The 25,683-nt window shown below is 68.0% G+C and carries 20 protein-coding genes; 13 read left to right on the top strand and 7 right to left on the bottom strand.

All coding sequences use genetic code 11. From position 1 onward, the window contains the following. Positions 1-1,040 (top strand): class II fructose-bisphosphate aldolase (fba, locus tag H0W40_RS12590; protein ID WP_292446637.1); only part of this gene is annotated, 1,040 nt, incomplete at its 5' end. Between the two features lie 96 nt (positions 1,041-1,136). Further along, positions 1,137-1,985, top strand: a complete 849-nt coding sequence (locus H0W40_RS12585) for a DUF72 domain-containing protein (RefSeq protein ID WP_292446636.1) — start codon at positions 1,137-1,139, stop codon at positions 1,983-1,985. A gap of 307 nt (positions 1,986-2,292) precedes the next feature. Here the strand turns inward: H0W40_RS12585 and icmF are convergent, their stop codons facing one another. After that, a complete protein-coding gene (icmF, locus tag H0W40_RS12580; RefSeq protein ID WP_292446634.1) occupies positions 2,293-5,652 on the bottom strand; it encodes a fused isobutyryl-CoA mutase/GTPase IcmF in 3,360 nt (1,119 codons plus the stop codon). Between the two features lie 230 nt (positions 5,653-5,882). Between icmF and H0W40_RS12575 the strand changes: the two genes are divergently transcribed. After that, positions 5,883-6,656 (top strand): type III pantothenate kinase, encoded by a 774-nt coding sequence (locus tag H0W40_RS12575; RefSeq protein WP_292446633.1) that lies wholly within the window; start codon positions 5,883-5,885, stop codon positions 6,654-6,656. A gap of 124 nt (positions 6,657-6,780) precedes the next feature. Here the strand turns inward: H0W40_RS12575 and hslU are convergent, their stop codons facing one another. The 5 genes from hslU to H0W40_RS12550 all read right to left on the bottom strand — a co-directional run bounded on the left by hslU (position 6,781) and on the right by H0W40_RS12550 (position 12,662). After that, a complete protein-coding gene (hslU, locus tag H0W40_RS12570; RefSeq protein WP_292446639.1) occupies positions 6,781-8,133 on the bottom strand; it encodes an ATP-dependent protease ATPase subunit HslU in 1,353 nt (450 codons plus the stop codon). 2 nt (positions 8,134-8,135) lie between these two features. Then, positions 8,136-8,672, bottom strand: coding sequence for an ATP-dependent protease subunit HslV (gene hslV, locus H0W40_RS12565; RefSeq protein ID WP_292446631.1), 537 nt, complete (start codon positions 8,670-8,672; stop codon positions 8,136-8,138). 73 nt (positions 8,673-8,745) lie between these two features. Continuing rightward, a complete protein-coding gene (locus tag H0W40_RS12560; RefSeq protein ID WP_292446630.1) occupies positions 8,746-10,539 on the bottom strand; it encodes an STAS domain-containing protein in 1,794 nt (597 codons plus the stop codon). A 31-nt stretch (positions 10,540-10,570) separates the two neighbouring features. Further along, positions 10,571-11,467: an RNA polymerase-binding protein DksA gene (gene dksA, locus H0W40_RS12555; protein WP_292446628.1), complete on the bottom strand. Its 897-nt coding sequence runs from the start codon at positions 11,465-11,467 to the stop codon at positions 10,571-10,573. A gap of 124 nt (positions 11,468-11,591) precedes the next feature. Next, positions 11,592-12,662, bottom strand: coding sequence for a GTP-binding protein (locus tag H0W40_RS12550; RefSeq protein WP_292446626.1), 1,071 nt, complete (start codon positions 12,660-12,662; stop codon positions 11,592-11,594). Positions 12,663-12,912: 250 nt separating this feature from the next. On the opposite strand from H0W40_RS12550, the gene H0W40_RS12545 reads away from it, so the two are divergent. The 7 genes from H0W40_RS12545 to H0W40_RS12515 all read left to right on the top strand — a co-directional run bounded on the left by H0W40_RS12545 (position 12,913) and on the right by H0W40_RS12515 (position 21,495). Then, positions 12,913-13,758 carry an HlyC/CorC family transporter gene (locus H0W40_RS12545; RefSeq protein ID WP_292446624.1) on the top strand — a complete coding sequence of 282 codons (846 nt, stop codon included), beginning with the start codon at positions 12,913-12,915 and terminating at the stop codon, positions 13,756-13,758. 11 nt (positions 13,759-13,769) lie between these two features. Then, positions 13,770-15,365 (top strand): apolipoprotein N-acyltransferase, encoded by a 1,596-nt coding sequence (gene lnt, locus H0W40_RS12540; protein ID WP_292446622.1) that lies wholly within the window; start codon positions 13,770-13,772, stop codon positions 15,363-15,365. A gap of 336 nt (positions 15,366-15,701) precedes the next feature. After that, complete coding sequence (glyQ, locus tag H0W40_RS12535; protein WP_292446620.1) at positions 15,702-16,643, top strand: glycine--tRNA ligase subunit alpha; 942 nt, start codon at positions 15,702-15,704, stop codon at positions 16,641-16,643. Between the two features lie 76 nt (positions 16,644-16,719). Next, positions 16,720-18,873 (top strand): glycine--tRNA ligase subunit beta, encoded by a 2,154-nt coding sequence (gene glyS, locus H0W40_RS12530; protein WP_292446618.1) that lies wholly within the window; start codon positions 16,720-16,722, stop codon positions 18,871-18,873. An 81-nt stretch (positions 18,874-18,954) separates the two neighbouring features. Beyond that, on the top strand, positions 18,955-19,590 hold the full coding sequence (gmhB, locus tag H0W40_RS12525) for a D-glycero-beta-D-manno-heptose 1,7-bisphosphate 7-phosphatase (protein WP_292446617.1): 636 nt from the start codon (positions 18,955-18,957) through the stop codon (positions 19,588-19,590). Positions 19,591-19,660: 70 nt separating this feature from the next. Then, the gene (locus tag H0W40_RS12520; RefSeq protein WP_292446616.1) at positions 19,661-20,404 is read left to right on the top strand and encodes a 1-acyl-sn-glycerol-3-phosphate acyltransferase; all 744 of its coding nucleotides are present in this window, start codon (positions 19,661-19,663) and stop codon (positions 20,402-20,404) included. Between the two features lie 86 nt (positions 20,405-20,490). Beyond that, a complete protein-coding gene (locus H0W40_RS12515) occupies positions 20,491-21,495 on the top strand; it encodes a M48 family metallopeptidase (RefSeq protein ID WP_292446614.1) in 1,005 nt (334 codons plus the stop codon). Positions 21,496-21,537: 42 nt separating this feature from the next. On the opposite strand, the gene H0W40_RS12510 is transcribed toward H0W40_RS12515, so the two are convergent. After that, positions 21,538-22,674, bottom strand: a complete 1,137-nt coding sequence (locus H0W40_RS12510) for an MBL fold metallo-hydrolase (RefSeq protein ID WP_292446612.1) — start codon at positions 22,672-22,674, stop codon at positions 21,538-21,540. Positions 22,675-22,797: 123 nt separating this feature from the next. On the opposite strand from H0W40_RS12510, the gene H0W40_RS12505 reads away from it, so the two are divergent. The 3 genes from H0W40_RS12505 (at position 22,798) to can (ending at position 25,352) form a co-directional block, all read left to right on the top strand. Then, the gene (locus H0W40_RS12505) at positions 22,798-23,241 is read left to right on the top strand and encodes a MerR family DNA-binding transcriptional regulator (RefSeq protein WP_292446610.1); all 444 of its coding nucleotides are present in this window, start codon (positions 22,798-22,800) and stop codon (positions 23,239-23,241) included. A gap of 51 nt (positions 23,242-23,292) precedes the next feature. Beyond that, positions 23,293-24,540 carry an isovaleryl-CoA dehydrogenase gene (locus tag H0W40_RS12500; RefSeq protein WP_292446608.1) on the top strand — a complete coding sequence of 416 codons (1,248 nt, stop codon included), beginning with the start codon at positions 23,293-23,295 and terminating at the stop codon, positions 24,538-24,540. Between the two features lie 140 nt (positions 24,541-24,680). Next, positions 24,681-25,352 (top strand): carbonate dehydratase, encoded by a 672-nt coding sequence (gene can, locus H0W40_RS12495; RefSeq protein ID WP_292446606.1) that lies wholly within the window; start codon positions 24,681-24,683, stop codon positions 25,350-25,352. Positions 25,353-25,683: the final 331 nt, after the last annotated feature.

The raw sequence follows: 25,683 nt of genomic DNA, 5'->3' as shown, positions 1-25,683 counted from the left end.
TGCTCGATCACGCCGCCGAGCAGGGCTACGGCATCCCGGCGTTCAACGTCAACAACCTCGAGCAGGTGCAGGCGGTGATGTCCGCGGCGCACGAAGTCGGCGCGCCGGTGATCCTGCAGGCCAGTGCCGGCGCCCGCAAGTACGCGGGCGAGAACTTCATCAAGCATCTGATCCAGGCCGCGATCGAAACCTGGCCCGAGACCCCGCTGGTCATGCACCAGGACCACGGCCAGAGCCCCGAGGTGTGCAAGGGCGCCATCGATCTCGGCTTCAGCTCGGTGATGATGGACGGCTCGCTGCAGGCCGACGGCAAGACCATCGCCAGCTACGACTACAACGCCGACGTGACCAAGAAGGTCGTGGACATGGCCCACAAGCTCGGCGTCACCGTCGAAGGCGAGCTCGGCTGCCTGGGCTCGCTCGAAACCATGCGCGGCGACAAGGAAGACGGTCATGGCACCGAGGCCACCATGACGCGCGACCAGCTCCTCACCGACCCCGAAGAGGCTGCCGACTTTGTCAAGCGCACCCAGCTCGACGCGCTGGCCATCGCCATCGGCACCAGCCACGGCGCCTACAAGTTCACCCGCAAGCCCACCGGCGACATCCTGGCGATCGACCGCATCAAGGAGATCCACAAGCGCATTCCCACCACGCACCTGGTGATGCACGGCAGCTCGAGCGTGCCGCAGGATCTGCTGGCAACGATCCGCGAGTACGGCGGTGACCTGAAGGAGACCTACGGCGTGCCGGTCTCGGAGATCCAGGAAGCCATTAAGCACGGCGTTCGCAAGATCAACATCGACACCGACATCCGCCTGGCCATGACGGCGGCGATCCGCCAGTACATGGCACAGAACCCGGGCAAGTTCGACCCGCGCGACTACCTCAAGCCGGCCACGGCGGCGGCCAAGGCGATCTGCAAGCAGCGCTATGTCGAGTTCGGCTGCGAGGGCCAGGCGGGCAAGATCAAGCCGATGCCGCTCAGCGCGGTGGCGCAGCGGTACGCGAGCGGCGCGCTGGCGCAGCAGGTGCTGTAAGCGTTCGGTGCGGTGATGTCGCGCCGTCGCGCAGGAAACACCCCGGCTTCGGCCGGGGTTCGTCCTTGAGGGACGACGCAAACAACGGCACAAGCGATGGCGCGCGCGAACCCGGCAAGCAAAGCCACCGGCCGCATCCGCGTCGGTGTCGGCGGCTGGACCTACGAGCCCTGGCGCGACAATTTCTTCCCCAAGGGCTGGCCCCAGGCGCGCGAGCTCGAGTACGCAAGTCGCCGGCTGAGTGCGATCGAGATCAACGGCACCTACTACAGCACCCAGAAGCCGGCTACCTTCGCGAAATGGCGCGACGCAACGCCCGACGACTTCGTGTTCTCGCTGAAGGCCTCGCGCTACACGACCAACCGCCGCGTCCTGGCGGAGGCCGGTGAGTCGATCGAGCGCTTTCTCGGCAGCGGGCTGGCGGAACTCGGCGCCAAGCTCGGTCCGATCGTCTGGCAGTTTGCGCCGACCAAGCGCTTCGAGGCCGAGGACTTCGAGGCCTTTCTGAAGCTCCTTCCTTCAAAGGTCGGCGGCCTGAAGCTGCGCCATGTGCTCGACGTGCGCCACGAAAGCTTCATGTGCGCCGACTATCTGCAGCTCGCGCGCAAGTACAAGGCCGCCACCGTGTTCACCGATTCGGACGAACACCCTTCGTTCGCCGATCTCACCGGAGGCTTCGTCTATGCACGGCTGATGCGCACCGAGGCGGACCAGAAGCTCGGCTATGCGTCGAAGGCGCTCGATGGCTGGGCGGAATGCGCGCGCCTTTGGGCTGCCGGGCGCGAGCCGCAGGCGTTGCCGCGTGTGGCGGAGCACGCCGCTGGCGGGGCGGCCGAGCCGCGCGACGTGTTCGTCTTCATGATCAACGGCGCCAAAGAGCGCGCACCGGCTGCAGCCATGGCCTTGCTGCAGCGCCTGGGGTTCGAGCCGGGTGCTTTGCCGTGAGCGTGGCATCGGCACTCTCGTGGCGCCGCTGTATGCCTTGCCCTCAGACCAACGGACCGGCCCGTGCCGACGGCCGGAACGTTCGAGTTCAATGCGTAGCTGATACAGGAATCTGTATATCCGATCCATGAAAACGACCTTGCGAAGCTGTCCGAGCATGTGCTGGCTCTTTGTCGCCGTGAGCAACTGGTGATCGACGACGCCGGCGCGCCACCATTGGGACGTGGATCGGCGGCGCGGCGTTGCCTGAGGCGCGGGCTGCGCCGGCTTCGAGCGGGACCGAGCGCGGTCGGACGGGGCGACGGGGCTACATGCTCCGCCGGTACTGCCCGCCCACCTCGAACAGCGCGCTGGTGATCTGCCCCAGCGAGCACACACGCACCGCTTCCATCAGTACCTCGAACACATTGCGGTTCGCGATCGCCGCCTGCTGAAGCCGCTGCAGCATCGCGGGCGACGCCTTCGCATTGCGAGCCTGAAAGTCGGCCAGCCGCGTCAGCTGCGACTGCTTCTCCTCGTCGGTCGAGCGCGCCAGCTCCAGCGTCTGCGGCGTTTCGTCGCCCTGTGGATTGCGAAAGGTGTTCACGCCGATGAGCGGGAGCTCGCCGGTGTGCTTGAGCATCTCGTAGTGCATGCTCTCGTCCTGGATGCGGCCGCGCTGGTAGCTGGTTTCCATCGCGCCCAGCACGCCGCCGCGCTCGCTGAGGCGCTCGAACTCCAACAGAACGGCTTCTTCGACCAGCTCGGTCAGCTCGTCGATGACGAAGGCGCCCTGATTGGGGTTCTCGTTCTTCGCCAGGCCCCATTCGCGGTTGATGATCATCTGGATCGCCATCGCGCGGCGCACGCTTTCCTCGGTGGGCGTGGTGATGGCCTCGTCGTACGCGTTGGTGTGCAGCGAGTTGCAGTTGTCGTACACCGCGATCAGCGCCTGCAGCGTGGTGCGGATGTCGTTGAACGCGATCTCCTGCGCGTGCAGCGAGCGGCCACTGGTCTGTACGTGGTACTTGAGCTTCTGGCTGCGCTCGTTGGCGCCGTACTTCTCGCGCAGGCTCACCGCCCAGATGCGCCGCGCCACGCGGCCGAGCACGTTGTACTCGGGGTCCATGCCGTTGCTGAAGAAAAAACTCAGGTTGGGCGCGAAATCATCGATGTGCATGCCGCGCGCTAGATACGCCTCCACGAACGTGAAGCCGTTGCTGAGCGTGAAGGCGAGCTGCGAGATCGGGTTGGCTCCCGCCTCGGCGATGTGATAGCCGCTGATGCTCACCGAGTAGAAATTGCGCACGTCGTGGTGCACGAAGTACTCGGCGATGTCGCCCATCACCTTGAGCGAGAACTCGGTCGAGAAGATGCAGGTGTTCTGGCCCTGGTCTTCCTTGAGGATGTCGGCCTGCACCGTGCCGCGCACGTTGGCCAGCACCCAGGCGCGGATCTTGGCCGCCTCGGTGTCCGTCGGCTCGCGCCCGTTGTCGGCCTTGAACTTGTCGAGGTTCTGGTCGATGGCGGTGTTCATGAACATCGCCAGGATCGTCGGCGCCGGGCCGTTGATGGTCATGCTGACGGAGGTGGCGGGCTGGGTCAGGTCGAAGCCCGAATACAGCACCTTCATGTCGTCGAGCGTGGCGATGCTCACGCCCGAGTTGCCGACCTTGCCGTAGATGTCGGGGCGCGGGTCGGGGTCGGCGCCGTAGAGCGTGACCGAGTCGAAGGCCGTCGAGAGCCGCTTGGCCGGCAGCCCTTCGCTCACCACCTTGAAGCGCCGGTTGGTGCGAAAGGCGTCGCCCTCGCCGGCGAACATGCGTGTGGGGTCCTCGCCTTCGCGCTTGAAGGCGAACACGCCGGCGGTGTACGGATAGCTGCCCGGCACGTTCTCGAGCATCAGCCACTTCAGCAGTTCGCCGTGGTCCTCGTACTGCGGCAGCGCGACCTTGCGAATCTTGGTGCCGGACAGCGAAGTGGTGACGAGTGCGGTGCGGATTTCCTTGTCGCGGATCTTCACCACGTACTCGTCGCCCGCGTAGGCCTTCTGCATTTCGGGCCATTGGGCGAGCAGCTTCTTCGCATCGGCATCGAGCCGGGCCTCGCGCCCTTCAGCGAGGTTGACCGCGGCCTCGGCGGCGCGGGGCTTGTCGGGTTTGCCGTCGGTCAGCATGCGCGCTGCGGCGCGCAATTGCTGGGCCTCGCGCGCGATGGCCGCCTGTTCGCGAGCCCGCCGCTTGTAGCCGCGCACGGTGTCGGTGATCTCGGCCAGGTAGCGCGTGCGCGCAGCCGGGACGACGGCGGTCTGGTTGCTGCTGTGTCGTACGTTCACGGGCGGCAGCCTCGGCTCGCCGAGCTTCAGGCCCAGCTCGCGCAGGCGCGCGGCCAAGGCCTGGTAGAGCGCGGTCACGCCGTCGTCGTTGAAGCGGCTGGCCATCGTGCCGAACACCGGCATGGTCTCGGGCCGCTGCGCGAAGGCTTCGCGGTTGCGCTGCATCTGCTTGGCCACGTCGCGCAGCGCATCGGCGGCGCCTTTGCGGTCGAACTTGTTGATGGCCACGAACTCGGCGAAATCGAGCATGTCGATCTTCTCGAGCTGGCTGGCGGCGCCGAACTCGGGCGTCATCACGTACACGGGCACATCGACATGCGGGACGATGGCCGCGTCGCCCTGGCCGATGCCGGAGGTCTCGACGACGACCAGGTCGAAGCCGGCCGCCTTGCACGCAGCGATCACGTCGGGCAGCGCGGCGCTGATCTCGCTGCCGGCTTCGCGGGTGGCGAGGCTGCGCATGAAGACGCGACGGCCGTCGTCGTCGGCCGGCCCTCCTCCCGGCCTTCCGCCAGAGGGGGAGGGAGTGAGCGGTGTCGGCGCTGCGCGGCTCCAGGCAGCAATGGCATTCATGCGGATGCGGTCGCCGAGCAGCGCGCCCCCGCTCTTGCGCCGCGATGGGTCGATCGAGATCACCGCCACGCGCAGCGCGTCGCCCTGGTCCAGGCGAAGCCGGCGGATCAGCTCGTCGGTCAGGCTCGACTTGCCGGCGCCGCCCGTGCCGGTGATGCCGATGACCGGCACCACCGAGTCCTGCGCGGCGCCGTGCAAGGCCGCCTTCAATTCAACCGGCGCCGAGCCGATTTCGAGCGCGGTGATCGTGCGCGACAGTGCCAGCCATGCTGCGTTGCCGTGGCCCCGCAATGAGCCGATGTCGGCCGGCGCCTCGGGCGCGGCCGTCTGGTCGCAGCGCATCAGCATCTCGCCGATCATGCCGGCCAGGCCCATGCGCTGGCCGTCCTCGGGGCTGAACACGCGCACGCCCTGATCGGCCAACTCGCGAATCTCCGCCGGCACGATCACCCCGCCACCCCCGCCGAAGATTTGGATGTGCGCGCCGCCGCGCTCGCGAAGCAGCTCGACCATGTAGCGGAAATACTCGACATGCCCACCCTGGTAGGAGCTGACCGCGATGCCTTGCGCGTCCTCCTGCAGCGCAGCGGTCACCACCTCGTCGACCGATCGGTTGTGGCCGAGGTGGATGACCTCGGCGCCCATGCTCATGAGCAGCCTGCGCATGATGTTGATCGACGCATCGTGGCCGTCGAACAGCGAGGCGGCGGTGACGAAGCGCAGTTTCCTCGTCGCGCGGTAGTGCGCGAGGGCCTGATGGTCGGCGGACAGGTCGGTCATTGTTTGACTCCGGCAACAGCGGGGCGGCGGGCAGCGCCGGCGAGGCACGCGAACATGGTTGACGTTGACGTAAACGTCAACCATCGCCGATGGTAGCCGCATCGGTCGGCACCCCGCCGCGGGGCGGCGCGCGCTCATGGTTTCCCCGCACTGTGATCCGTCGGACAATCGGCCGCAAGCCAGCCCCCCGCAAAGATGCTCGACGCCCGCATATCGCCGAAGACCGCCGCATGACCTTGCTGGCCATCGACATCGGCAACACGCGCCTCAAGTGGGCGCAGTACGCGGTGCTCGCGGCAGGCGCCGAGCCGCTGGCGCATGGCGCGGTCTTCCTCGAAACCATCGATCAGCTTGCCGACGCCGGCGGCGCCTGGGCCGCTCTCATGCCGCCCTGCGAGATGCTCGGCTGCTGCGTGGCGAGCGATTCGGTGCGCCACCGCGTGGAAGAACAGCTCGAACTATGGGAGGTGGCGCCGCGCTGGGTGGTGTCGAGCACGGCCGAGGCGGGCGTCGTCAACGGCTACGACCATCCGCTGCGCCTGGGCAGCGACCGCTGGGTCGCGTTGATCGGCGCGCGCGCGCGCTTGCTCGCTGCCGGCAAGCGGGCGCCCGTGCTGGTGGTGATGGTCGGCACGGCGGTCACCGTCGATGCGCTCGATGCCGACGGACGCTTTCTCGGCGGGCTGATCCTGCCCGGCCACGGCATCATGCTCAAGGCGCTGGAGGCCGGCACTGCGGGCCTGCGCGTGCCGACCGGCGAAGTCAGCGACTTTCCCACCAACACCAGCGACGCGCTCACCAGCGGCGGCACCTATGCCATCACCGGCGCCATCGAGCGCATGCACCGGCAGTTGCAGCGGCAGTGCGGCGAGGCGGCGCCGCGTTGCATCGTGACCGGCGGCGCGGGCTGGAAGGTGGCGCCGTCACTGCAGCTCGACTACGAGCTGGTCGACACGCTGATCTTCGACGGCTTGTTGACGATCGCCGCTGCTCGCCAGAGGTAGCGAACCCCGACGGCAGCCGGTGCAAGGCAACGCGCTGTGCACCGACAAGCGGGGCCATGCGGTTACTGCTCTCGAAGCGAACTGCGATCCGAGGCCGCAGTTGACGGCGGGATCCAGGGGCGTTTCAGAGGATGTAGCGCGACAGATCCTCGTTCACCGCCAGCGCGCCGAGCTTGGCGTCGACGTGCGCGGCATCGATGGAAACCGTCTGCCCCGACAGTCTCGGGGCGTCGAAGCTCACTTCGTCGAGCAGCCGCTCCATCACCGTGGAGAGCCGGCGCGCGCCGATGTTCTCGGTGCGCTCGTTGACGTCGAAGGCGATCTGCGCGAGCCGGCGGATGCCGTCGGCGCGGAAGTCCAGGGTCACACCCTCGGTGGCGAGCAGCGCCTGGTACTGGCGCGTGAGGCTGGCCTGGGTCTGCGTGAGGATCGCCTCGAAGTCCTCCACACTCAGCGAACCGAGCTCCACTCGAATGGGAAAGCGCCCCTGCAGTTCGGGAATCAGGTCGCTCGGCCGGCTCAGGTGAAAGGCGCCCGAGGCGATGAAGAGAATGTGGTCGGTGCGCACCAGGCCGTACTTGGTGGTCACCGTCGTGCCCTCGACCAGCGGCAGCAGGTCGCGCTGCACGCCCTGGCGCGAGACCTCGGCGCCGCTCGCGCCGCCGGCATCGCTGCGTGAGGTGACCTTGTCGATCTCGTCGATGAAGACGATGCCGTTCTGCTCGGCATTGGTCAGCGCCTGGCTGCGGATGTCGTCCTCGTTGACCAGCTTGGCGGCCTCTTCGTCGATCAGCAGCTTGCGCGCCTCGGCAATCGCGAGCTTGCGGGTCTTGCGGCGTTGCTGGCCGAGGCTGGCGAACATGCCCTTCAACTGCTCGGCCATGTCTTCCATGCCGGGCGGCCCCAACAGCTCGACCGCGGGCCTGGCCTCGGCGAGTTCGAGCTCGATCTCCTTGTCGTCGAGCGTGCCCTCGCGCAAGCGCTTGCGGAAGGTCTGGCGGGCGGTGCTGTCGGGCGCCGGTGCGGGCGCGGCGGGCGTGAGCCCGAACTCGGGCGCGCTGCCGCTGCGCGGCGGAGGCAGCAGCACGTCGAGGATGCGGTCCTCGGCGGCGTCTTCGGCTCGAGCGCGGTGGGCGCGCATGGCGCTCTCGCGCGTTTGCTTGACCGACATCTCGATCAGGTCGCGGATGATCGAATCGACATCCTTGCCGACATAGCCCACCTCGGTGAACTTGGTCGCCTCGACCTTGATGAAGGGCGCATCGGCCAGCTTGGCCAGGCGCCGCGCGATCTCGGTCTTGCCCACGCCGGTGGGACCGATCATGAGGATGTTCTTGGGCGTGATCTCGCCGCGCAGCTTGTCTTCGACCTGCTGGCGGCGCCAGCGGTTGCGCAGCGCGATGGCGACCGCGCGCTTGGCGTCCTTCTGGCCGACGATGTGGCGGTCGAGTTCGGAGACGATCTCCTGAGGCGTCATGCTCACTCCAGCACCTCGATCGTGTGCGACTGGTTGGTATAGATGCACAGGTCGCCGGCGATCTCGAGCGACTTCTTGACCATCTCCTGCGGTGACAGCGCCGTGTGGTCGAGCAAGGCGCGCGCCGCGGCCTGGGCGAAGGCGCCGCCGGAGCCGATGGCGATGATGCCGTGCTCGGGTTCGAGCACGTCGCCGTTGCCGGTGATGATGAGCGAGCTGTCCCGGTCGGCCACCGCCAGCATCGCCTCCAGGCGGCGCAGCACCCGGTCGGTGCGCCAGTCCTTGCTGAGCTCGATGGCGGCGCGAACGAGCTGGCCCTGGTGTTTCTCGAGCTTGGCCTCGAAGCGCTCGAACAGTGTGAAGGCGTCGGCCGTAGCGCCCGCAAAGCCGGCCAGCACCTCGCCCTTGTAAAGCCGGCGCACCTTGCGCGCGCTGGCCTTGACGATGACGTTGCCGAGCGTGACCTGCCCGTCACCGCCGAGCGCAACCTGGCGGCCGCGGCGCACGCTGACGATGGTGGTGCCGTGATAGGAGTCCATGGTGCTCAGATGAAGGTGCTGCGACCGAGTTCAATGCAGCCGATGTCGATGGCCGCCCCGCCGGATCCGCCGCTCAGAGGTTGCGCACTTTCACGCGCGCGTGCTCGTTGATGCCCATCGCGTTGAAGAACAAAGCGAGCAGGCGATGCGCGTCGTCGAAGTGCACCAGTCGTTCCTCGTTGCGGCGTGACAGCACCCAATTGAGCAGATCGCCGGCGGCCACGAAATCCATGCGGATGAGTCGCGTGCAGTTGATAGTGACGACGCCGGCGTTTCCGAGCCGGGCCTCCAGCGCGCCGAGGACCTTGCCGATGTCGCCGACCAGCTGGCCGGACAGCTCGACAGCCGCGGTCCGTGCGCCTCCGGTTTCTTCGAGCAGCACCGATTCGGCGAAGCCGGTGGACACGTCGGTCACCATCGAGCGAGACGACAGCGTGATGCCCGCCTCATCGGTCACTTTCACCTTCGCCAGCGACTTTTCCCATGAAGGCGGCGACACCTCGTAGGTGACGCAGTAGTCGATCGCGACTTCGTCGAACTGGTCGGGCCGGCTGGCCAGGCGCAGCACTTCAAGGCGCAGCAGCCAGATCACCGGATCGGCATCACGCACGCCGGTCGGTGCCGCGTCGCCGAGCACGTCGAGCAGCTTTTCCACGCCGAGCCAGCGCATGTCGATCTTTTGCGTGCTCCAGTGCCGCATCAGCTGGCTCAGCTCGCTGCAGGCCTGAGGGTCGATGCGTTCGAGCGGGCTCCAGTCGAGCACCCAGGGCATGGGCAGTTGAAGCGTCTTGGCGCTGAGCTCGGCCACTTCGTCGGTACTCAGTTCGGCCGGCGCGACCCAGCCGACATTGCCCTCCACGCGCATGCCGCTGGTGCCGCCGCGGCTCGGCGCCGGCGTTTCGGCCGCCACCATTTGAGGAATGGAGAACCACTGCGGCGGCGACCAACCGAAGCGCTGCGTGTAGTCGAGCGCCAGGCTCTCGAAGGGCTGCTGGCGGCCGGTGGCGCGGTACAGGTCGAACATCACCAGCCAGGTCTCGGCATGGCCATAGCGCTCGCCGTCGGGTGCGATCAGGCCGGCGATCGAGCGCTCGCAGGCCTCGAATTCGGCGTTGGCGAAGGAGATGACTGCCTCGTCGAGATCGGGATCGTGGGCGATTTCCTTGACCTCGACCGCGAACGGATTGTTGAAGTCGCTGGCGCCTTGCGGCGCGAGGGGCGCTCGCTTGACCGGCAAGGCGGCCTGCGGCTCCCAGGCGATGCTGCCGGTTTGCGCCGGCGCCGCGACGGCCGTCGGCGGGGTGGCCGCAGAATTGGTTGGGGCCGGGGCCGGCGATACGTTGGCAGGCCGCTCGGCGGGTTTGCTCTGTGCCGGCTCTGCGCTCTCGGCGAACGGCTGGTTCAGGGCCGAGCGTTCGTCGAGTTCGCCGGCAGCCGTGCGCGCCGTGTAGAACGAAGGCGGATGCGCCGGGATGGTGCGCCGCGCGACCTGCTCGCCTTCCATCTGCTGCTCGATCTCGTCGATCTTCGCCTTGACGGTCGCATCGGGCCGCGCCATCTCACTGGCACGCGGCTGATCGGAGTCGTCGAGATCGGAGGTGCCGATGATGCCGGCCAGCCCGTCGGCAGGCAGGCCTTCGCGGCGAATCTTGCGGAGCATGTCGAACTCGCGCTTGCGCACGAAGTCGTTGCGCCGCTTGCGCTCGATCATCGCCTTGAGCTCGCTCTTGGCGTAGCCGCTTTGCAGCGGCTCGTCGGGCACCGAATTCAGCTCTGCCCAGTCGGTCGCCGGGTTGGCGACGAACTTCACGACCTTGCGGAAGAAGCTGGTGCTTCCTTCCTTGGATTCGGATTTGTCGTCGGCCATCGGGCTCGGGGGCTCGGACGGGCGTGGCGCCTTAGTCGCCAAACATCTTCTGCTTCATCTCGCGGCGCTGCTGCGCCTCGAGAGAAAGCGTGGCGGTGGGCCGGGCGAGCAGGCGGCCCAGGCCGATCGGCTCGCCGGTTTCGTCGCAAAAGCCGTATTCGCCGGATTCGATGCGCTGCAGCGACTGCGAAATCTTCTTCAGCAGCTTGCGTTCGCGGTCGCGGGTACGCAGTTCCAGCGCATGCTCTTCCTCGATGGTGGCGCGATCGGCCGGATCGGGCACGATCGAGGTGTCTTCGCGCAGGTGCTCGGTGGTTTCGCCGGCGTTGTCGAGCAGGTCGTTGCGCTGCTTTTCCAACTGGCCGCGGAAGAAGTCGAGCTGCTTGTCGTTCATGTACTCGCTGTCGGGCATGGCCTGCAGCTCGTCTTCGGTGAGCTCGCGGCCTGCCTTGGTTTTCCAGACGTTGGCGAGTTTGGGGTCGATCTTGCGGGCCGGACGGGGCAAGTCGACCACGTTGCTGGCCGGCGGGCGGCTCGGCGGCGGCAGCGGAATGTTGCGCGGCGTCGGCTCGGCGGCGGCGGCGGCGGAAAGGCGCGCCGCCTTTGTGGCTTTGGAAGACGTCTTCAAGGGGGTCGGTTTCACTGCAGGTGCCGCTGCCAGGGCTGTCGTCTTGGCGGCCGCCTTGTTGGGGGCGGCATGGGCGGCGGGTTTGGGGGGCGGGTTGGCGGCTACCGGAGCCGCGGACTTCGCGCTTGGTGCGGCGGTCTTGGCGGATGGCTTCGGTGCTGACTTGGCGACGGCTGCCTTGGGCGCCGCCGATTGGGGGGGCGCCATCTTGATGGCGGTTTTTGCCGGCGGCGCCGTGTTGGCTGTCGCCTTTTTGGCGGCGGCGGAGCCGGGTGCGGCCTTGGCCGGGGTCTTGCTCACAGGAGTCTCCTCGCGTCGCGGCATCTTGTACCTGCTGTCGTACCTGCTGGGCACCGTGTGCTGATGGTGCCACTCCAACACCGAGCGCCGCGGATTGTAGCCACGCCGCGTTGCCCCAGGCGCGTCAAATCAGACATTGCTCCAGCCCCTGGTCGAAGATGTCGCGCGGCAGGTCGATTCCGATGAAGACCATCTTGCTGCTGCGAGCCTCGCCTTCGGCCCAGGCCGGACCGACATCGCTGCCCATCAACTGGTGCACGCCCTGGAAAATAACTTTTCGGTCCAGGCCCTGGATGGCCAGCACACCCTTGTAGCGCAGCATGCGCGGGCCGTAGATGTTGACCACCGAGCCGAGAAAGTCTTCCAGCTTGGCAGGGTTGAACGGTCGTTCCGCACGGAACACGAAGCTTTTCACGTCGTCGTCGTGAGCGTGGTGGTGGCCGTGCCCGCCAGCCTGGTGCGAGGGATGGTCGCAGTGCTCGCCGTGCGCGTGGTCGTGGTCGTGGTCGTGGTCGTGGTCGTGATGCTCGTGCTCGTCGGCCTTGAGGAAATCGGGGTCGATGTCGAGCTTGGCGTTGAGATTGAAGCCGTGCAGGTCGAACACTTCGGCGATCGGGACTTCGCCGAAATGCACCGCGGCCAGCGGTGCACGCGGGTTCATCTGTTTCAAGCGCTGAATCAGCGCTTCGGCCTCGTCCTTGGCGACCAGATCGGTCTTGCTGAGGAAGAGCCGGTCGGCGAAGCCCACCTGGCGGCGCGCTTCCTGGCGATCGTCGAGCTGTTGGCCGGCGTGCTTGGCATCGACCAGCGTCAGGATCGAGTCGAGCTGATAGCTTTCGGCGATCTCGTCATCCATGAAGAAGGTTTGGGCGACCGGGCCGGGGTCGGCCAGACCCGTGGTCTCGATGACGATCCTGTCGAACTCCAGCTCACCCTTGCGGCGCCGGGTGGCCAGATCGGCAAGGGTGACTCGCAGGTCTTCGCGGATGGTGCAGCAGATGCAGCCGTTGCTCATCTGGACGATCTGCTCCTTGCTCTCCACCGCCAGGATGTCGTTGTCGATGTTCTCCTCGCCGAACTCGTTCTCGATCACGGCGATCTTCTGGCCGTGCTGCTCGGAAAGCACGCGCTTGAGCAGGGTGGTCTTGCCGGAGCCCAGGAAGCCGGTGAGGATGGTGACGGGGATGAGTGACATGGCGGCTCGGAGTGGGTCGACTGGAGGGTGGCTTAGTTGGGGGTGGGCGACTGTGGGTCAAGGGCCGGGGGCTGTCAAGCAAATGGCGGGCCCGGCGGAGCCCCTCAGGGCTGTCCCGCAGACAGTGGTGCAGGGGAGCTGCGGTATTCTTGACGCACCTTCATTTCCGGCACCGCTGCCCGTGTCCGAGCCTCAACCCGGTCGGTCTGTGCGCCACAGCGACAGATCGACCTTCCATTCCGGGAAATCGGTGGACCGCCGCAACCTGTTCGAGCGGCTGATCGAGTTTCTTTCGCCGGGCCCGGACTCCAAGACCCAACTGATAGAAAGCCTGGCCGACGCCGAGCAACGCGAGCTCATCGAGCCGGAGTCGCGCATCATGCTCGAAGGCGTGCTGCGTATGGCCGACATGTCGGCCGGCGACGTGATGGTGGCAGCCCCGCGCATGGACCTGCTCGACATCGACGCGCCCTACGACGAGCTGCTCGAAGTCGTGATCCACACCGCGCACTCGCGCTTTCCGGTGTTCGAGGACCGCCGCGACAACGTCATCGGCATCCTCATGGCCAAGGACCTGCTCAAGCTGCAGCGCGCGCCCGAGCTGAACCTGCGCACGCTGCTGCGCCCGGCAGTGTTCGTGCCGGAGAGCAAGGGCCTGAACGAGCTGCTGCGCGATTTCCGCTCCAACCGGAACCACCTCGCCATCGTCATCGACGAGTTCGGCAACACGGCCGGCCTTTTGACTATCGAAGACGTGCTCGAGGAAATCGTCGGCGAGATCGAGGACGAGTTCGACGACAAGGACCATGCCTCCGGCGTGTTCACCCTGGCCGACGGCAGCCAGCGGGTGGCCGGCGACGCGGCGATCCGCGAGGTCAACACCGTGTTCGACGCGCAACTGCCCGAGGACGACTTCGACACTATCGGCGGCCTGGTCGCGCATGAACTCGGGCGGGTTCCGCGCCGCGGCGAAGCGGTGGAGGTCGGCGGGCTGCGCTTTTCGGTGATGCTGGCCAAGGGCGGTGCGGTGCGCTGGTTCAAGGCCACGCGCGCCGAGGCGGTGACGCCCGAGCCGTTCAGCGCCCCCGAGGCTTGACCGCGAATCACGTGTCCGGCCGATCGGCGGGCAGCCGAGGCGCGCACGTGGCGAGCCGGCGCTGGCCGTTGGCGGCGGAACTGCTCGTCGCCACGGCGGCCGGTGCGCTGCATGCGCTCTCCTTTTCGAGACTGGATCTCGGCTGGCTTCAGCTCGCCTGCGTTGCGCTGCTGGCCTGGCGGGTCGGTGCCGGGGCGGCGCCGGGACGCGCGGCGCTCATCGGCGGCATGTTCTCGACCGCCTGGCTGATCGGCGGCACCTGGTGGCTGTTCATCAGCCTGCACCGCTACGGCGGAATGCCGGCCTGGTTGGCGGGGCTGGCAGTCGGCTTGCTGTGTGCGCTGCTGTCGCTCTACCTGGCCGCCGCGATGGCGGCCTGGGCCCGCTGGCGCAGTGGTCGGCCCGCCGCCGATGCCCTGCTGTTCGCGGCGGTGTGGTTGCTGGCAGAACTGGCCCGGGGCGTCATCTTCACCGGCTTTCCCTGGGTGGCGGCCGGGTATGCGCACACCGACGGCACGCTCGGCGCCCTCGCGCCCTGGATCGGCGTGTACGGCATCGGCGCGGTCGCTGCGGGCATTGCGACTCTCCTGGCTGCGGCCATGCGGGCGTCGGGTTCGGGCCGCTGGCTGACGGTGGCCGGCGGCGCGGCCCTGTGGTGGGCGCCGCTCGTGTTGCCGCAAGACTTCACCGAAGCCACCGGCCGGCTCGAGGTGGCGCTGCTGCAGGGCAACGTGCCGCAAGAAGAGAAGTTCGAGCCGGCACATCAGCCCGAAGCGCTGGCGTGGACCTTGCGCACGCTGGCGCAGACGCAGGCCGACCTGGTGGTGGCGCCCGAGACGGCCGTCCCGCTGCTGCCGGCGCAGATGCCCGAGGGCCTGTGGGAAAACCTGCGCGGCGCCTTCGCCGGCGGCGACCGCGCGGCGCTGGTCGGCATGCCGCTGGGCAGCTTCGAGGCGGGCTACACGAATTCGGCGGTCGGCTTTTCGGCGGCAGCGGCCACGCGGCCCGGCGGCTTCTACCGCTACGACAAGCACCACCTGGTGCCGTTCGGCGAGTTCATCCCTCCCGGTTTTCGCTGGTTCGTCGATTTGATGAAGATGCCGCTCGGCGACTTCGCCCGCGGGCCGCTGGACGCGCCTTCGTTCGCGGTGCAGGGCGAACGGGTGGCACCCAACATCTGCTATGAGGATCTGTTCGGCGAGGAGCTGGCGGCGCGTTTTCGCGACCCCGCCACAGCGCCGACGATCTTCGCCAACGTCAGCAACATCGCCTGGTTCGGCGAGTCGATCGCCGTCTTCCAGCACCTGCAGATCTCGCGCATGCGCACGCTCGAACTGCAGCGCCCCATGATCCGCGCCACCAACACCGGCGCCACCGCCATCGTCGATCACCGCGGGGTCGTCACGCACCGCCTTGCGCCGCACACGCGGGGCATGCTCCACGGCACGGTCGAGGGCCGCAGCGGCCTGACGCCCTTTGCCGAGTGGGCGGCGCGAATGGGCCTGGCGCCTTTGGCGCTGCTGGCCGCGGCCGTACTCGCTGCAGCAGCCTGGCGCGTTGCGCGCGACTCGCGTACCACGCCGCGGCGGGCGACGGTACCGCTCTGAAGCTCGGCCGACTGAAATCGGCGAAATCTCGCTGGGCGAGGGCCGCGACGAACTTTCGTGTGAAGCCCGGGAAAAGGGCGACGACCTTGCCGTTTTCCATGCGCCACGGTGCCGGTTCGGCGAGCGTCATGCGGGCCTCTCCTTGCCTGGCCATCGATCCCCGCTTCTCGTGCTGCGGACCCTGGTCGTCGCAATTGCCGGCGATGTGGTGCTTCTTTTACGGATAACAAAGGACGACATGCGATCGGCTCGTTGCGGGGAGCGCGAAGGCGCCCCCTAGAATTCGCGCTTCGCCGTGCGCGCCCGCGCAGCGGCTCGGCCCGCCACCGCGACACGATGCTGACCTTCCAGCAAATCATCCTGCGCCTGCAGAATTATTGGGCCGACCAGGGCTGCGCCATGCTGCAGCCCTACGACATGGAAGTCGGCGCCGGCACCAGCCACACCGCCACCTTCCTGCGCGCGCTCGGTCCCGAGCCCTGGAAAGCCGCCTACGTGCAGCCGAGCCGCCGGCCCAAGGACGGCCGCTACGGCAACAACCCGAACCGGCTGCAGCACTACTACCAGTTCCAGGTGGTGCTCAAGCCGGCGCCGGCCGGCATCCTGGAGCTGTACATCGGCTCGCTCGAAGCGCTGGGCTTCGACCTCAGACGCAACGACATCCGCTTTGTCGAAGACGACTGGGAGAACCCCACGCTCGGTTGCTGGGGCCTGGGCTGGGAGGTCTGGCTCAACGGCATGGAGGTCACGCAGTTCACCTATTTCCAGCAGGTCGGCGGCATCGATTGCCGGCCGATCACCGGCGAGATCACCTATGGGCTGGAACGCCTGGCCATGTACCTGCAGGGCGTCGATAGCGTCTACAAGCTGCAGTGGGCCGAGGGCCTGAGCTACGGAGACGTCTACCTGCAGAACGAGCAGGAGCAAAGCGCCTACAACTTCGAGCACAGCGACGTCGAGTTCCTGCTGCACGCCTTCGGCAGCCACGAGAAGCAGTCGAAGCACCTGATGGAGCAACAGTTGGCACTCCCCGCTTACGAGCAACTGCTCAAGGCCGGCCACAGTTTCAACCTGCTCGATGCGCGCGGCGCGATCAGCGTCACCGAGCGAGCGGCCTACATCGGGCGCATCCGCACTCTCGCGCGCGACGTCGCAAGGAGCTACAAGCTGAGCCGCGCCCGCATGATCCCGCCTTTTCCCATGGCGCCCCGCGAGTGGGCCGACGAAGAGATCGCTGCCATGGTGAAGGCCAAACTGTTTGAAGCGGAGGCGGCCTGATGAGCGCCGTCGGGCCGCTCCCAAGGCGCTCGATCTCCCTCGGGGGGACCGGCGCGCAGCGCCGTCGGGGGCGCACATGAGCGTCATGCATCCCACCCGCAACCTGCTGGTCGAACTGCTCGTCGAGGAACTGCCGCCCAAGGCACTGAAGAAGCTGGGCGAGTCCTTCGCGCACACGCTGGCGCAAAGCCTGAAGGCGCAAGGCCTGGCGACCGACCATTCGGCCGTCACGCCGTTCGCTTCGCCACGCCGGCTGGGCGTGCAGGTCAGCGCTGTGCTGCCGGCGGCGCCCGACAAGGCGGTCTCGCAAAAGCTCATGCCGGCCAGCGTGGGTTTCACGGCGGACGGCCTGCCGACGCCGGCACTGCTCAAGAAGCTGGCGAGCTTGGGCGCCGACGCTTCCGCGCTGCCGCGCCTCGAGCGGCGCATGGATCCGGCTTCGAAGAACGCCGCGGACGCGCTGTTCTTCGAGAGCCTGGTCGCCGGTGCAACGCTCGCTAAGGGCCTGCAGAAAGCGCTCGACGAAGCCATCGCGCGGCTGCCGATTCCCAAGCTCATGAGCTACCAGCCCGAGACCGGCGCGCTGCCCGGCTGGAGCAGCGTGCAGTTCGTGCGTCCGGTGCACGGGCTGGTGGCGCTGCACGGCGCTGAGGTCGTGCCGGTGAGCGCGCTCGGTCTGGAGTCGGGCCGCGAGACGCAGGGCCACCGCTTCGAAGCCGCCATGGAGCCGGTGGTACTGCAGCATGCGGACCACTACGCGCAGCAGTTGCTCGAGCAGGGCGCCGTCATCGCCAGCTTCGCTTCCCGCCATGGCGACATCGCGCGGCAGCTACAGGCCGCGGCGTCGAAGGAAGGGCTGGTGCCGATCGACGATGCAGCGCTGCTCGACGAAGTGACGGCGCTGGTCGAGCGGCCCAACGTGCTGCTGTGCCGCTTCGAGCCCGAGTTCCTGGCGGTGCCGCAGGAATGCCTGATTCTCACGATGAAGGCGAACCAGAAGTACTTCCCGCTGCTCGATGCGCAGGGGCGCCTGACCGAGAAGTTTCTGGTCGTCAGCAACATCACGCCGGACGACCCGAGCGCGGTGATCGAGGGCAACGAGCGGGTGGTGCGGCCGCGGCTGGCGGACGCGAAGTTCTTCTTCGATCAGGACCGCAGGAAGCCGCTGGCCTCGCGCGTCGGCGGCTTGGCCAAAGTGGTCTATCACGGCAAGCTGGGCACCCAACTCGATCGCACCGAGCGCGTGCGCGCAATCGCTCGCGAAATCGCCCTCGCTCTGGTCGGAAGCGGCGTCCTGACGGTAGAGCAACAGGCGCGAGTGGATCAGGCAGCGCAAATAGCCAAGGCCGACCTGCTGACCGACATGGTCGGCGAGTTTCCCGAGCTGCAGGGCACGATGGGCCGCTACTACGCGCAGCACGACGGCCTGCACGGCGACATCGCCCTGGCGATCGAAGACCACTACAAGCCGCGCTTCGCGGGCGACGAGCTGCCGCGCAACGAGGTCGGTGTGGTGCTGGCGCTGGCCGACAAGCTGGAGACGCTGGTCGGCCTGTTCGGCATCGGCCAGTTGCCGACCGGCGACAAGGACCCGTTCGCGCTGCGGCGGCATGCGCTCGGGGTCATCCGCATGCTGACCGAGAAGAGGCTGCCGCTGGAACTCAACGCCTTGCTGAAGGCAGCGCTGCCCGCTTTCGGCGAGTCGATCGCGGACCCTGGCGTCGCGCTGGCCGACTTCATCTACGACCGGCTCGCGGGCGGCCTTCGCGAGCAGGACTACAGCGCACGGGAGATCGACGCCGTGCTGGCCTTGCGCCCGCAGCGCCTGGCCGACGTGCCGCAGCGCCTGGCGGCGGTGCGCGCCTTCGCCGCACTACCGGAAGCGCCCGCTCTGGCAGCGGCCAACAAGCGCGTCGGCAACATCCTAAAGAAGGTTGCCGGCGTCGTTGAGCCGAAGATCGACCCGGTGCTGCTGAAGGAGCCTGCCGAGGCCGCGCTGGCCGGCGCCTTGGCCGACGTGAAACCGCAAGCCGACGCCGCTTTCGAACGGGGCGACCACACCGCCTCGCTTCAGTGGCTCGCCGGCTTGAAAACGCCGGTCGATCTTTTCTTCGACCAGGTCATGGTCAACACCGACGACCCGGCCCTCCGCGCCAACCGCCTGGGCCTTCTCGCCACCCTGCACGCCGCCATGAACCGCGTTGCTGACCTGTCCAAGCTGGCGGTCTAGCATGAAGCCCATACGCTTTCTTCGTTCGCTGCCTCCCGAGGGGGCGGTCGTTACCCTTGGGGCGTCCCGGCGGGCACCGACATGACCCCCCTCAAACTCGTCATCCTCGACCGCGACGGCACCATCAACGCCGACCGCGACGACTACGTGAAGTCGGCCGACGAATGGGAGCCGTTGCCGGGCGCGCTGGAAGGCATCGCGCGGCTCAACCATGCCGGCTGGCACGTGGTGGTGGCGACCAACCAGTCCGGTCTCGGCCGGGGCCTCTTCGACATGGCAGCGCTCAACGCCATGCACGACAAGATGAACAAGGGCCTGGCCCAGGCCGGCGGGCGCGTCGACGCCGTGTTCTTCTGCCCCCATGCGCCGGACGAACAGTGCGCCTGCCGCAAGCCGCTGCCGGGCCTGTTCGAGCAGATCGGCGAACGCTACGGCGTCGATCTGCGCGGCGTGCCCGCCATCGGCGACAGCCTGCGCGACCTGCAGGCGGCGCGAACGGCTGGCTGCGAAACGCACCTGGTGCTCACCGGCAACTACGCAGGGCAATCGGAAGCGCAGCTCGCCGCCACGCTGCAATCGGTGCCCGGCACCGAGGTCCACGCCGATCTCGCCTCCGCCGCCGAGTTCATCGTGCAGCGCGAGCGCCACGCCCGCGCCGTGGCGCGCGGCACGGTCGACCCGCCCGACAGCGGGCCGGGGGAGTTGAAAGCCACATGAGCACGCCAGGCCGCTTCAAGTGCTCATGCTTGCGCTCGGCGGGACCGCGCGCAACGCGCAAGGTGTCCCGGTGAGCCGCTCCCTGGCGGTGCTGCGCTCGCTCGTCTTCTTTTTGTGGCTGGCTGTCACCGTGGTGCCGTTCGCGCTAGCCGCGCTGGCGCTGTCGATCTTCAGGCGCGGCGATCCGGTCTATTGGGTCTGCATCACATGGCTGCGCTGGTCGATCTGGGGCGCGCGGGTGATTTGCGGCGTGCGATACCGGGTGCAGGGCATGGAGCGGCTGCCCGTCGATCGCCTGACGCCGGTGATCCTTTGCCCCAAGCACCAGAGCACCTGGGAGACCTTCGCCTTTCCGACCTTGATGACGCACCCCCTGTGCTACGTGTTCAAGCGCGAGCTGCTCTACATCCCCTTCTTCGGCTGGGCCATCGGCCGGCTCGACATGATCCACATCGACCGCAGCAAGCGCAACGAAGCCTGGGGCCGTGTGGCCGAGCAAGGCCGGCGCTACATGGCCAAGGGCAACTGGGTGATCATGTTTCCCGAAGGCACGCGCACACCGCGCGGGAGCCAGGGCGTCTACAAGGCCGGTGCGACGCGCCTGGCCGTGGACACCGGCACGCCGGTAGTGCCGATTGCCGTGAGCTCGGCGAAGTGCTGGCCGCGCAAGAGCTTCGTGCTGACGCCGGGGCTGATCGATGTGTCGATCGGGCGGCCGATTGCCGCCGTGGGGCGACAGCCCGACGAGCTGATGCGCGAGGTCGAGGCCTGGATCGAGGCCGAGATGCGGCGCCTCGATCCCGAGGCCTACTGAGCTCGGCCTTGCTCGAAGTCACTGTCGCGGTAGCCGCGGCGCAGCGAGGCACCCGCGAGCCCGGCCCGCTCCTATACTCGCGGCCCATGACGCGCCCGGCCTCCTCGGCCAATCCTCGCCAGCTCGATCTGCCCTGGTTCGCGGCGGATGGAATGGCTGTCGCGGCACTGAACCCACCGGCCCTGCCATTGGCCCGGCCCCCTGCTCCGGACGGGCTGCGGCAGAGCAGCGAAGCCCTCCTGCTTGCCCCTTTGCCGTCGGCCAGCGAGGTCGCCCCAGCGGCGCCTGTTTCCGGGCCAACGAGCGCCGGCAAAGCCCAAGGCGGCGCTCCGACCCAATGGCGCCATCCGCGCGCCGCCCGCGAGATCGATCTCGGCCGTGCCGTCGTGGCCTACGAATTCCAGCGTGCCCGCCGCCGTTCCATCGGCATGGTGGTCTCCGCCGAGGGTCTGTCGGTCCGGGCGCCGCGCTGGGTCGGCTGGGGCGAGATCGAGGCGGCCCTGCGCGAGAAGGCCGGCTGGATCGAAGCCAAGCTCGCCGAGCAGCACGATCGGGCGCGCAAACATGCCGCCTCGCGCATCGAATGGCGCGACGGCACGGCGCTGCCTTTCCTCGGCGAGACGGTGACCGTGGTGCTCGACCCGCACACGACGGGCGCAGTGCTCGATGCCGGCGCCAAAGGGCTGCCCGGCGCACCACGGCTCACCCTGCGCGTGGGCCTGCCGCAGCGCGCGGCGCCCGAGCAGATCCGCGACGTCGTACAGGCCTGGCTCAAGCGCCAGGCACGGCGCGTGTTCGAGGAGCGCTGCACGCACTTCGCGCCGCTTTTGCGCGTGCGGATCAGCCGGCTCACGCTCAGCTCGGCGCAGACGCGCTGGGGCAGCGCCAGCGCGGATGGTTCGATCCGGCTGAACTGGCGCTTGATCCACTTCGCGCTCACGACAATCGACTACGTGGTCGCTCATGAGCTGGCGCACCTGCGAGAGATGAACCACAGCCCGCGCTTCTGGGACGTGGTGCGCTCGGTCATTCCCGACATCGATGGCGCTCGCGGCACGCTCAGGCACGAGACACTGCCGGCCTTCGACTGATTCGCTCGTCGCCGACCGCTGCGCCGTACGACGCGGCCTCGCTCACGCGCAAGCTCGGTCTGCCGAGCCCCTTGCCGCCGCGTCCGCCGGCTGGCGCCTGATTGCCGCGTCGGGGACCGGTGCGAACCGCATCACTCCGTCCCCGCCCAGCCGGCGCTCGAGCCGCCCCTGCAGCCACAGCGTGTGCAGGTGCGCGATCGCCTCGCCCATCGCGAAGCTGGTCTGGTGCAGATCGAGCTTGCGCTTGAAGAGCACCGGCAGCAGCTCGGCAGCCGCCTTCGGCGCCTCGGCGCAGGCCGCCATCACTTCCGCAAAGCGCTCGGCATGGTGATTTCGGAGCTGGTCGATTCGCGTGTGCAGGCCGGCGAAGGGGCGGCCGTGCGAGGGCAGCACGAGCGTGTCGGCGGGCAGGGCGCGCAGGCGCTCGATGGACGCCAGGTAGAGCGCCAGGGGGTCGGCTTCGGGTTCGAGATCGATCACGCTCACGTTGGTGCTGATGCGCGGCAGGACCATGTCGCCGGAAATCAGGATGCCGAGCGCTCCGCAATGCAGGGCGATGTGCTCGGGCGCATGGCCGTAGCCGGCGTGGCACTGCCATTCCTGCGCGCCGATGACGAGGCGCTGGCCGTCCATCAGCCGGTGAAAGCGGGGTGGCACGGCAGGCACCATCGACGCGTAGTAGTTCGAGCGTCCGCGCACCTTGTCCAGCGCGTCTCCCTCGGCAAGCCCGTGGCGCGCGAAGTGCGCGGCGGCCGAGTCGCCGCCGAAGCCGGTGGTGCTTTGCGTGGCCAGCTTGGCGGCGTGGTAGTCGGTTGCGCTCATCCACAGATCGCACTGCCAGCGCGAAGTGAGCCAGTCGGCCAGGCCGATGTGGTCGGGGTGCATGTGGGTGACGATCACGCGCAGCACCGGCAGGCCTTCGAGCTCGGTGGCGAACACCTGCTCCCAAGCTTGCCGCGTCGGCTCGGTGGCGATGCCGCAGTCGACGATGCTCCAGCCTTCCGTCCGGCCGGTCGGCGACTGCCGGCAGTCCCGCAGCAGCCACAGGTTGATGTGGTCCAGCGCGAAGGGCAGACCCATGCGCAGCCACTTGACGCCAGGCGCCACTTCGAGCGCGGTGCCGGGCGCCGGCAAGGTGTTGCCGTGCGGATAGTCGAGCTGCATTTCGAGAGCGTTCATCGCGAGGGTCCAGGGTGATCGGTTGGCGCGGTCGGGCGGCGGTATGGCGGTGTGGTGGGCCGCAGCGGCAGGCCCGCGGCTATAGTTGACGTTAACGTCAACGTCAACCGATTCTAGGCAGCCATGCCCGCACCTGCTGTCTCCGAGACATCACCGTCGTTCACGATCAGCGAGCTAGCGCGCGAGTTCGACCTGACCACGCGCGCGATCCGGTTCTACGAAGACTGCGGCTTGCTTGCGCCGGCGCGCGGCGGCGCCGGTGGACGCCAGCGCGTGTACACCGCACGCGACCGCACGCGGCTCAAGCTCACCTTGCGCGGCAAGCGGCTGGGGCTTTCGCTGGCGGAGATCAAGGAACTCGTCGACATGTACGAGTCGCCGCGAGACTCGGTGCCACAGCTGAAGAAGTACCTCGCCGTGCTCGCCGAACACCGCGAGCAGATCGAGCAGCAGCTCGCCGACCTGCAGGCCACGCTCGACGAGGTGCGCGCCTACGAGAAGGAAGCGCGCCGCCTGCTTGCGCAGGGCGAGCAGCGCAAGGCCGGTCGCGCGCGCGCCGCGGCCTGAGCCCGGCCCTTCGCCGAGCGCGGGACAACGAACCCATTCAGGAACCGCCTCATGCAGTCACCCGGCCTCGATTTCGATCTCGGCGAAGACATCGAAGCGCTGCGCGACACGGTGCGCGCCTTCGCCCGGGCCGAGATCGCGCCGCGCGCGGCCGAGATCGATTCGAGCGACCAGTTCCCCATGGACCTGTGGCGCAAGCTCGGCGAGCTGGGCGTGCTCGGCATCACCGTGGCCGAGGAGTACGGCGGCGCCGACATGGGCTACGTGGCGCACATGGTCGCCATGGAAGAAATCTCGCGCGCCTCGGCCAGCGTGGGTCTGAGCTACGGCGCGCATTCCAACCTGTGCGTCAACCAGATCAATCGCAACGGCAGCGCGGCGCAGCGGGCGAAATACCTGCCCAGGCTGATCAGCGGCGAGCATGTCGGCGCGCTGGCGATGAGCGAGGCGGGCGCCGGCAGCGATGTCATCAGCATGCAGCTCAGGGCCGAGGACAAGGGCGGTCACTACGTGCTCAATGGCACCAAGATGTGGATCACCAACGGCCCGGACGCTGACACGATGGTGGTCTATGCCAAGACGGAGTCCGTGGATGACGGCCCCCGCGCTTCGCTGCCCCCGGGGGGGGCGCACCAGCCTTCGGGCGGCCGGGCGGCCGGTGGGGGCGCGCGCGGCATCACGGCCTTCATCGTCGAGAAAGGCATGAAGGGCTTCTCCACCGCGCAAAAGCTCGACAAGCTGGGCATGCGCGGCTCGCACACCGGCGAGATGGTGTTCAGCAACGTCGAGGTGCCGGCCGAGAACATCCTCGGTGCACTCAACGGCGGCACGAAGGTGCTGATGAGCGGCCTGGACTACGAACGCGCGGTGCTGGCTGCCGGGCCGATCGGCATCATGCAGGCGGTGATGGACAACGTGCTGCCCTACATCCACGACCGCAAGCAGTTCGGCCAGAGCATCGGCGAGTTTCAGCTCATCCAGGGCAAGGTGGCCGACATGTACACCGTGCTGCAGGCGGCGCGGGCGCTTTGCTACACCGTCGGCAAGAACCTCGACAAGCTCGGCAGCGAGCACGTGCGCGAGGTGCGCAAGGATTGCGCCGGCGTGATCCTCTGGTGCGCCGAAAAGGCGACCTGGATGGCCGGCGAGGGAATCCAGATATTCGGTGGCAACGGCTACATCAACGACTATCCGCTGGGTCGCCTGTGGCGCGACGCCAAGCTCTACGAAATCGGCGCCGGCACGAGCGAGATCCGCCGCATGCTGATCGGCAGGGAGCTGTTTGCGCAAACCATGTGACTGACCGCGCCGGCTACGCGGCTTACCGGTGTGTGGCGGCCAGTCCGTAAACTCCGTGCTCGCCGCATGCGCATGTCGCTGCATGGGCCGCACGGCCGTTCGCAGGGCGAACTCGGGAGTGCGCAGCACGAAGCAAAGCCATGAGCACCAATCTTCAGGAACTTTTCGACAACAACCGCGCCTGGGCCGAACGCACCGAAGCGCGCGCGCCTGGTTTCTTCTCGCGCCTGCTGCGCCAGCAGGCACCGCAATACCTGTGGATCGGCTGCAGCGACAGCCGTGTTCCGGCCAACGAGCTCGTCGATCTGCTGCCGGGCGAGCTGTTCGTGCACCGCAACGTGGCCAACGTGGTGGTGCATTCCGACCTCAACTGCCTGTCGGTCATCCAGTACGCGGTGGACATGCTCGGCGTGCAGCACATCATCGTGGTCGGTCATTCCGGCTGCGGTGGCGTGGTGGCGGCGCTCGCCGACCGGCGCATCGGTGTGGCCGACAACTGGTTGCGACACGTGAAGGACGTGCGCAAGAAGCACCAGGCCTGGCTCGACACCGTGCCGCCCGAACGCAGGGTCGATGCCCTGGGCGAGCTCAATGTGGTGGAGCAGGCCGTCAATGTCTGCCAGACCACCATCGTGCAGGACGCCTGGCAGCGGGGCCAGACGGTGGTGATCCACGGCTGGTTCTACGGCCTCAACAACGGCCGCCTGCGCGACCTGGCCATGACGGTGGCCGGGCCGACGCACACCGAAACGGCCTACATGCAGGCACTGGCGACGGTGAAGGCGCGGTATGCGTCGCCTGCGGAAATCTGAAATGAAGCGACCGGCTGTTCTCGGTCCGTTGCGGACGTTCGGCTGGATAGCTGTGCGAGCGCTCCGTGCGGGCAAAGCCGTGGGCGTGTGTCCGGCGGCGCTTCGGTGCGGCGGTCGGCCCTGCGGGCCGACTGCGCTGCGCTGCTCGGGCTTGCGGGCCGTCGCGGAACTCACTTCGTTCGCTGCGCTCACTGCGCTCAGACAACCGCGAAGAGTCAGATCACGAAGCGCGCTGCGCGCGCCGCCCGCAAGCCCTGCGCTGCTCGCCGCCGCACAGGCGCGCCGCCGGACACCCGCCCACGGCTTTGCAAGAGGCACCGTTCCTCTTGAT

It is taken from the genome of Methylibium sp. (assembly GCF_013817345.1).
Lineage (GTDB): Bacteria > Pseudomonadota > Gammaproteobacteria > Burkholderiales > Burkholderiaceae_C > Methylibium.
Note: the sequence above shows the minus strand (reverse complement) of the source record. Positions and strands in the feature narration are given on the sequence as shown.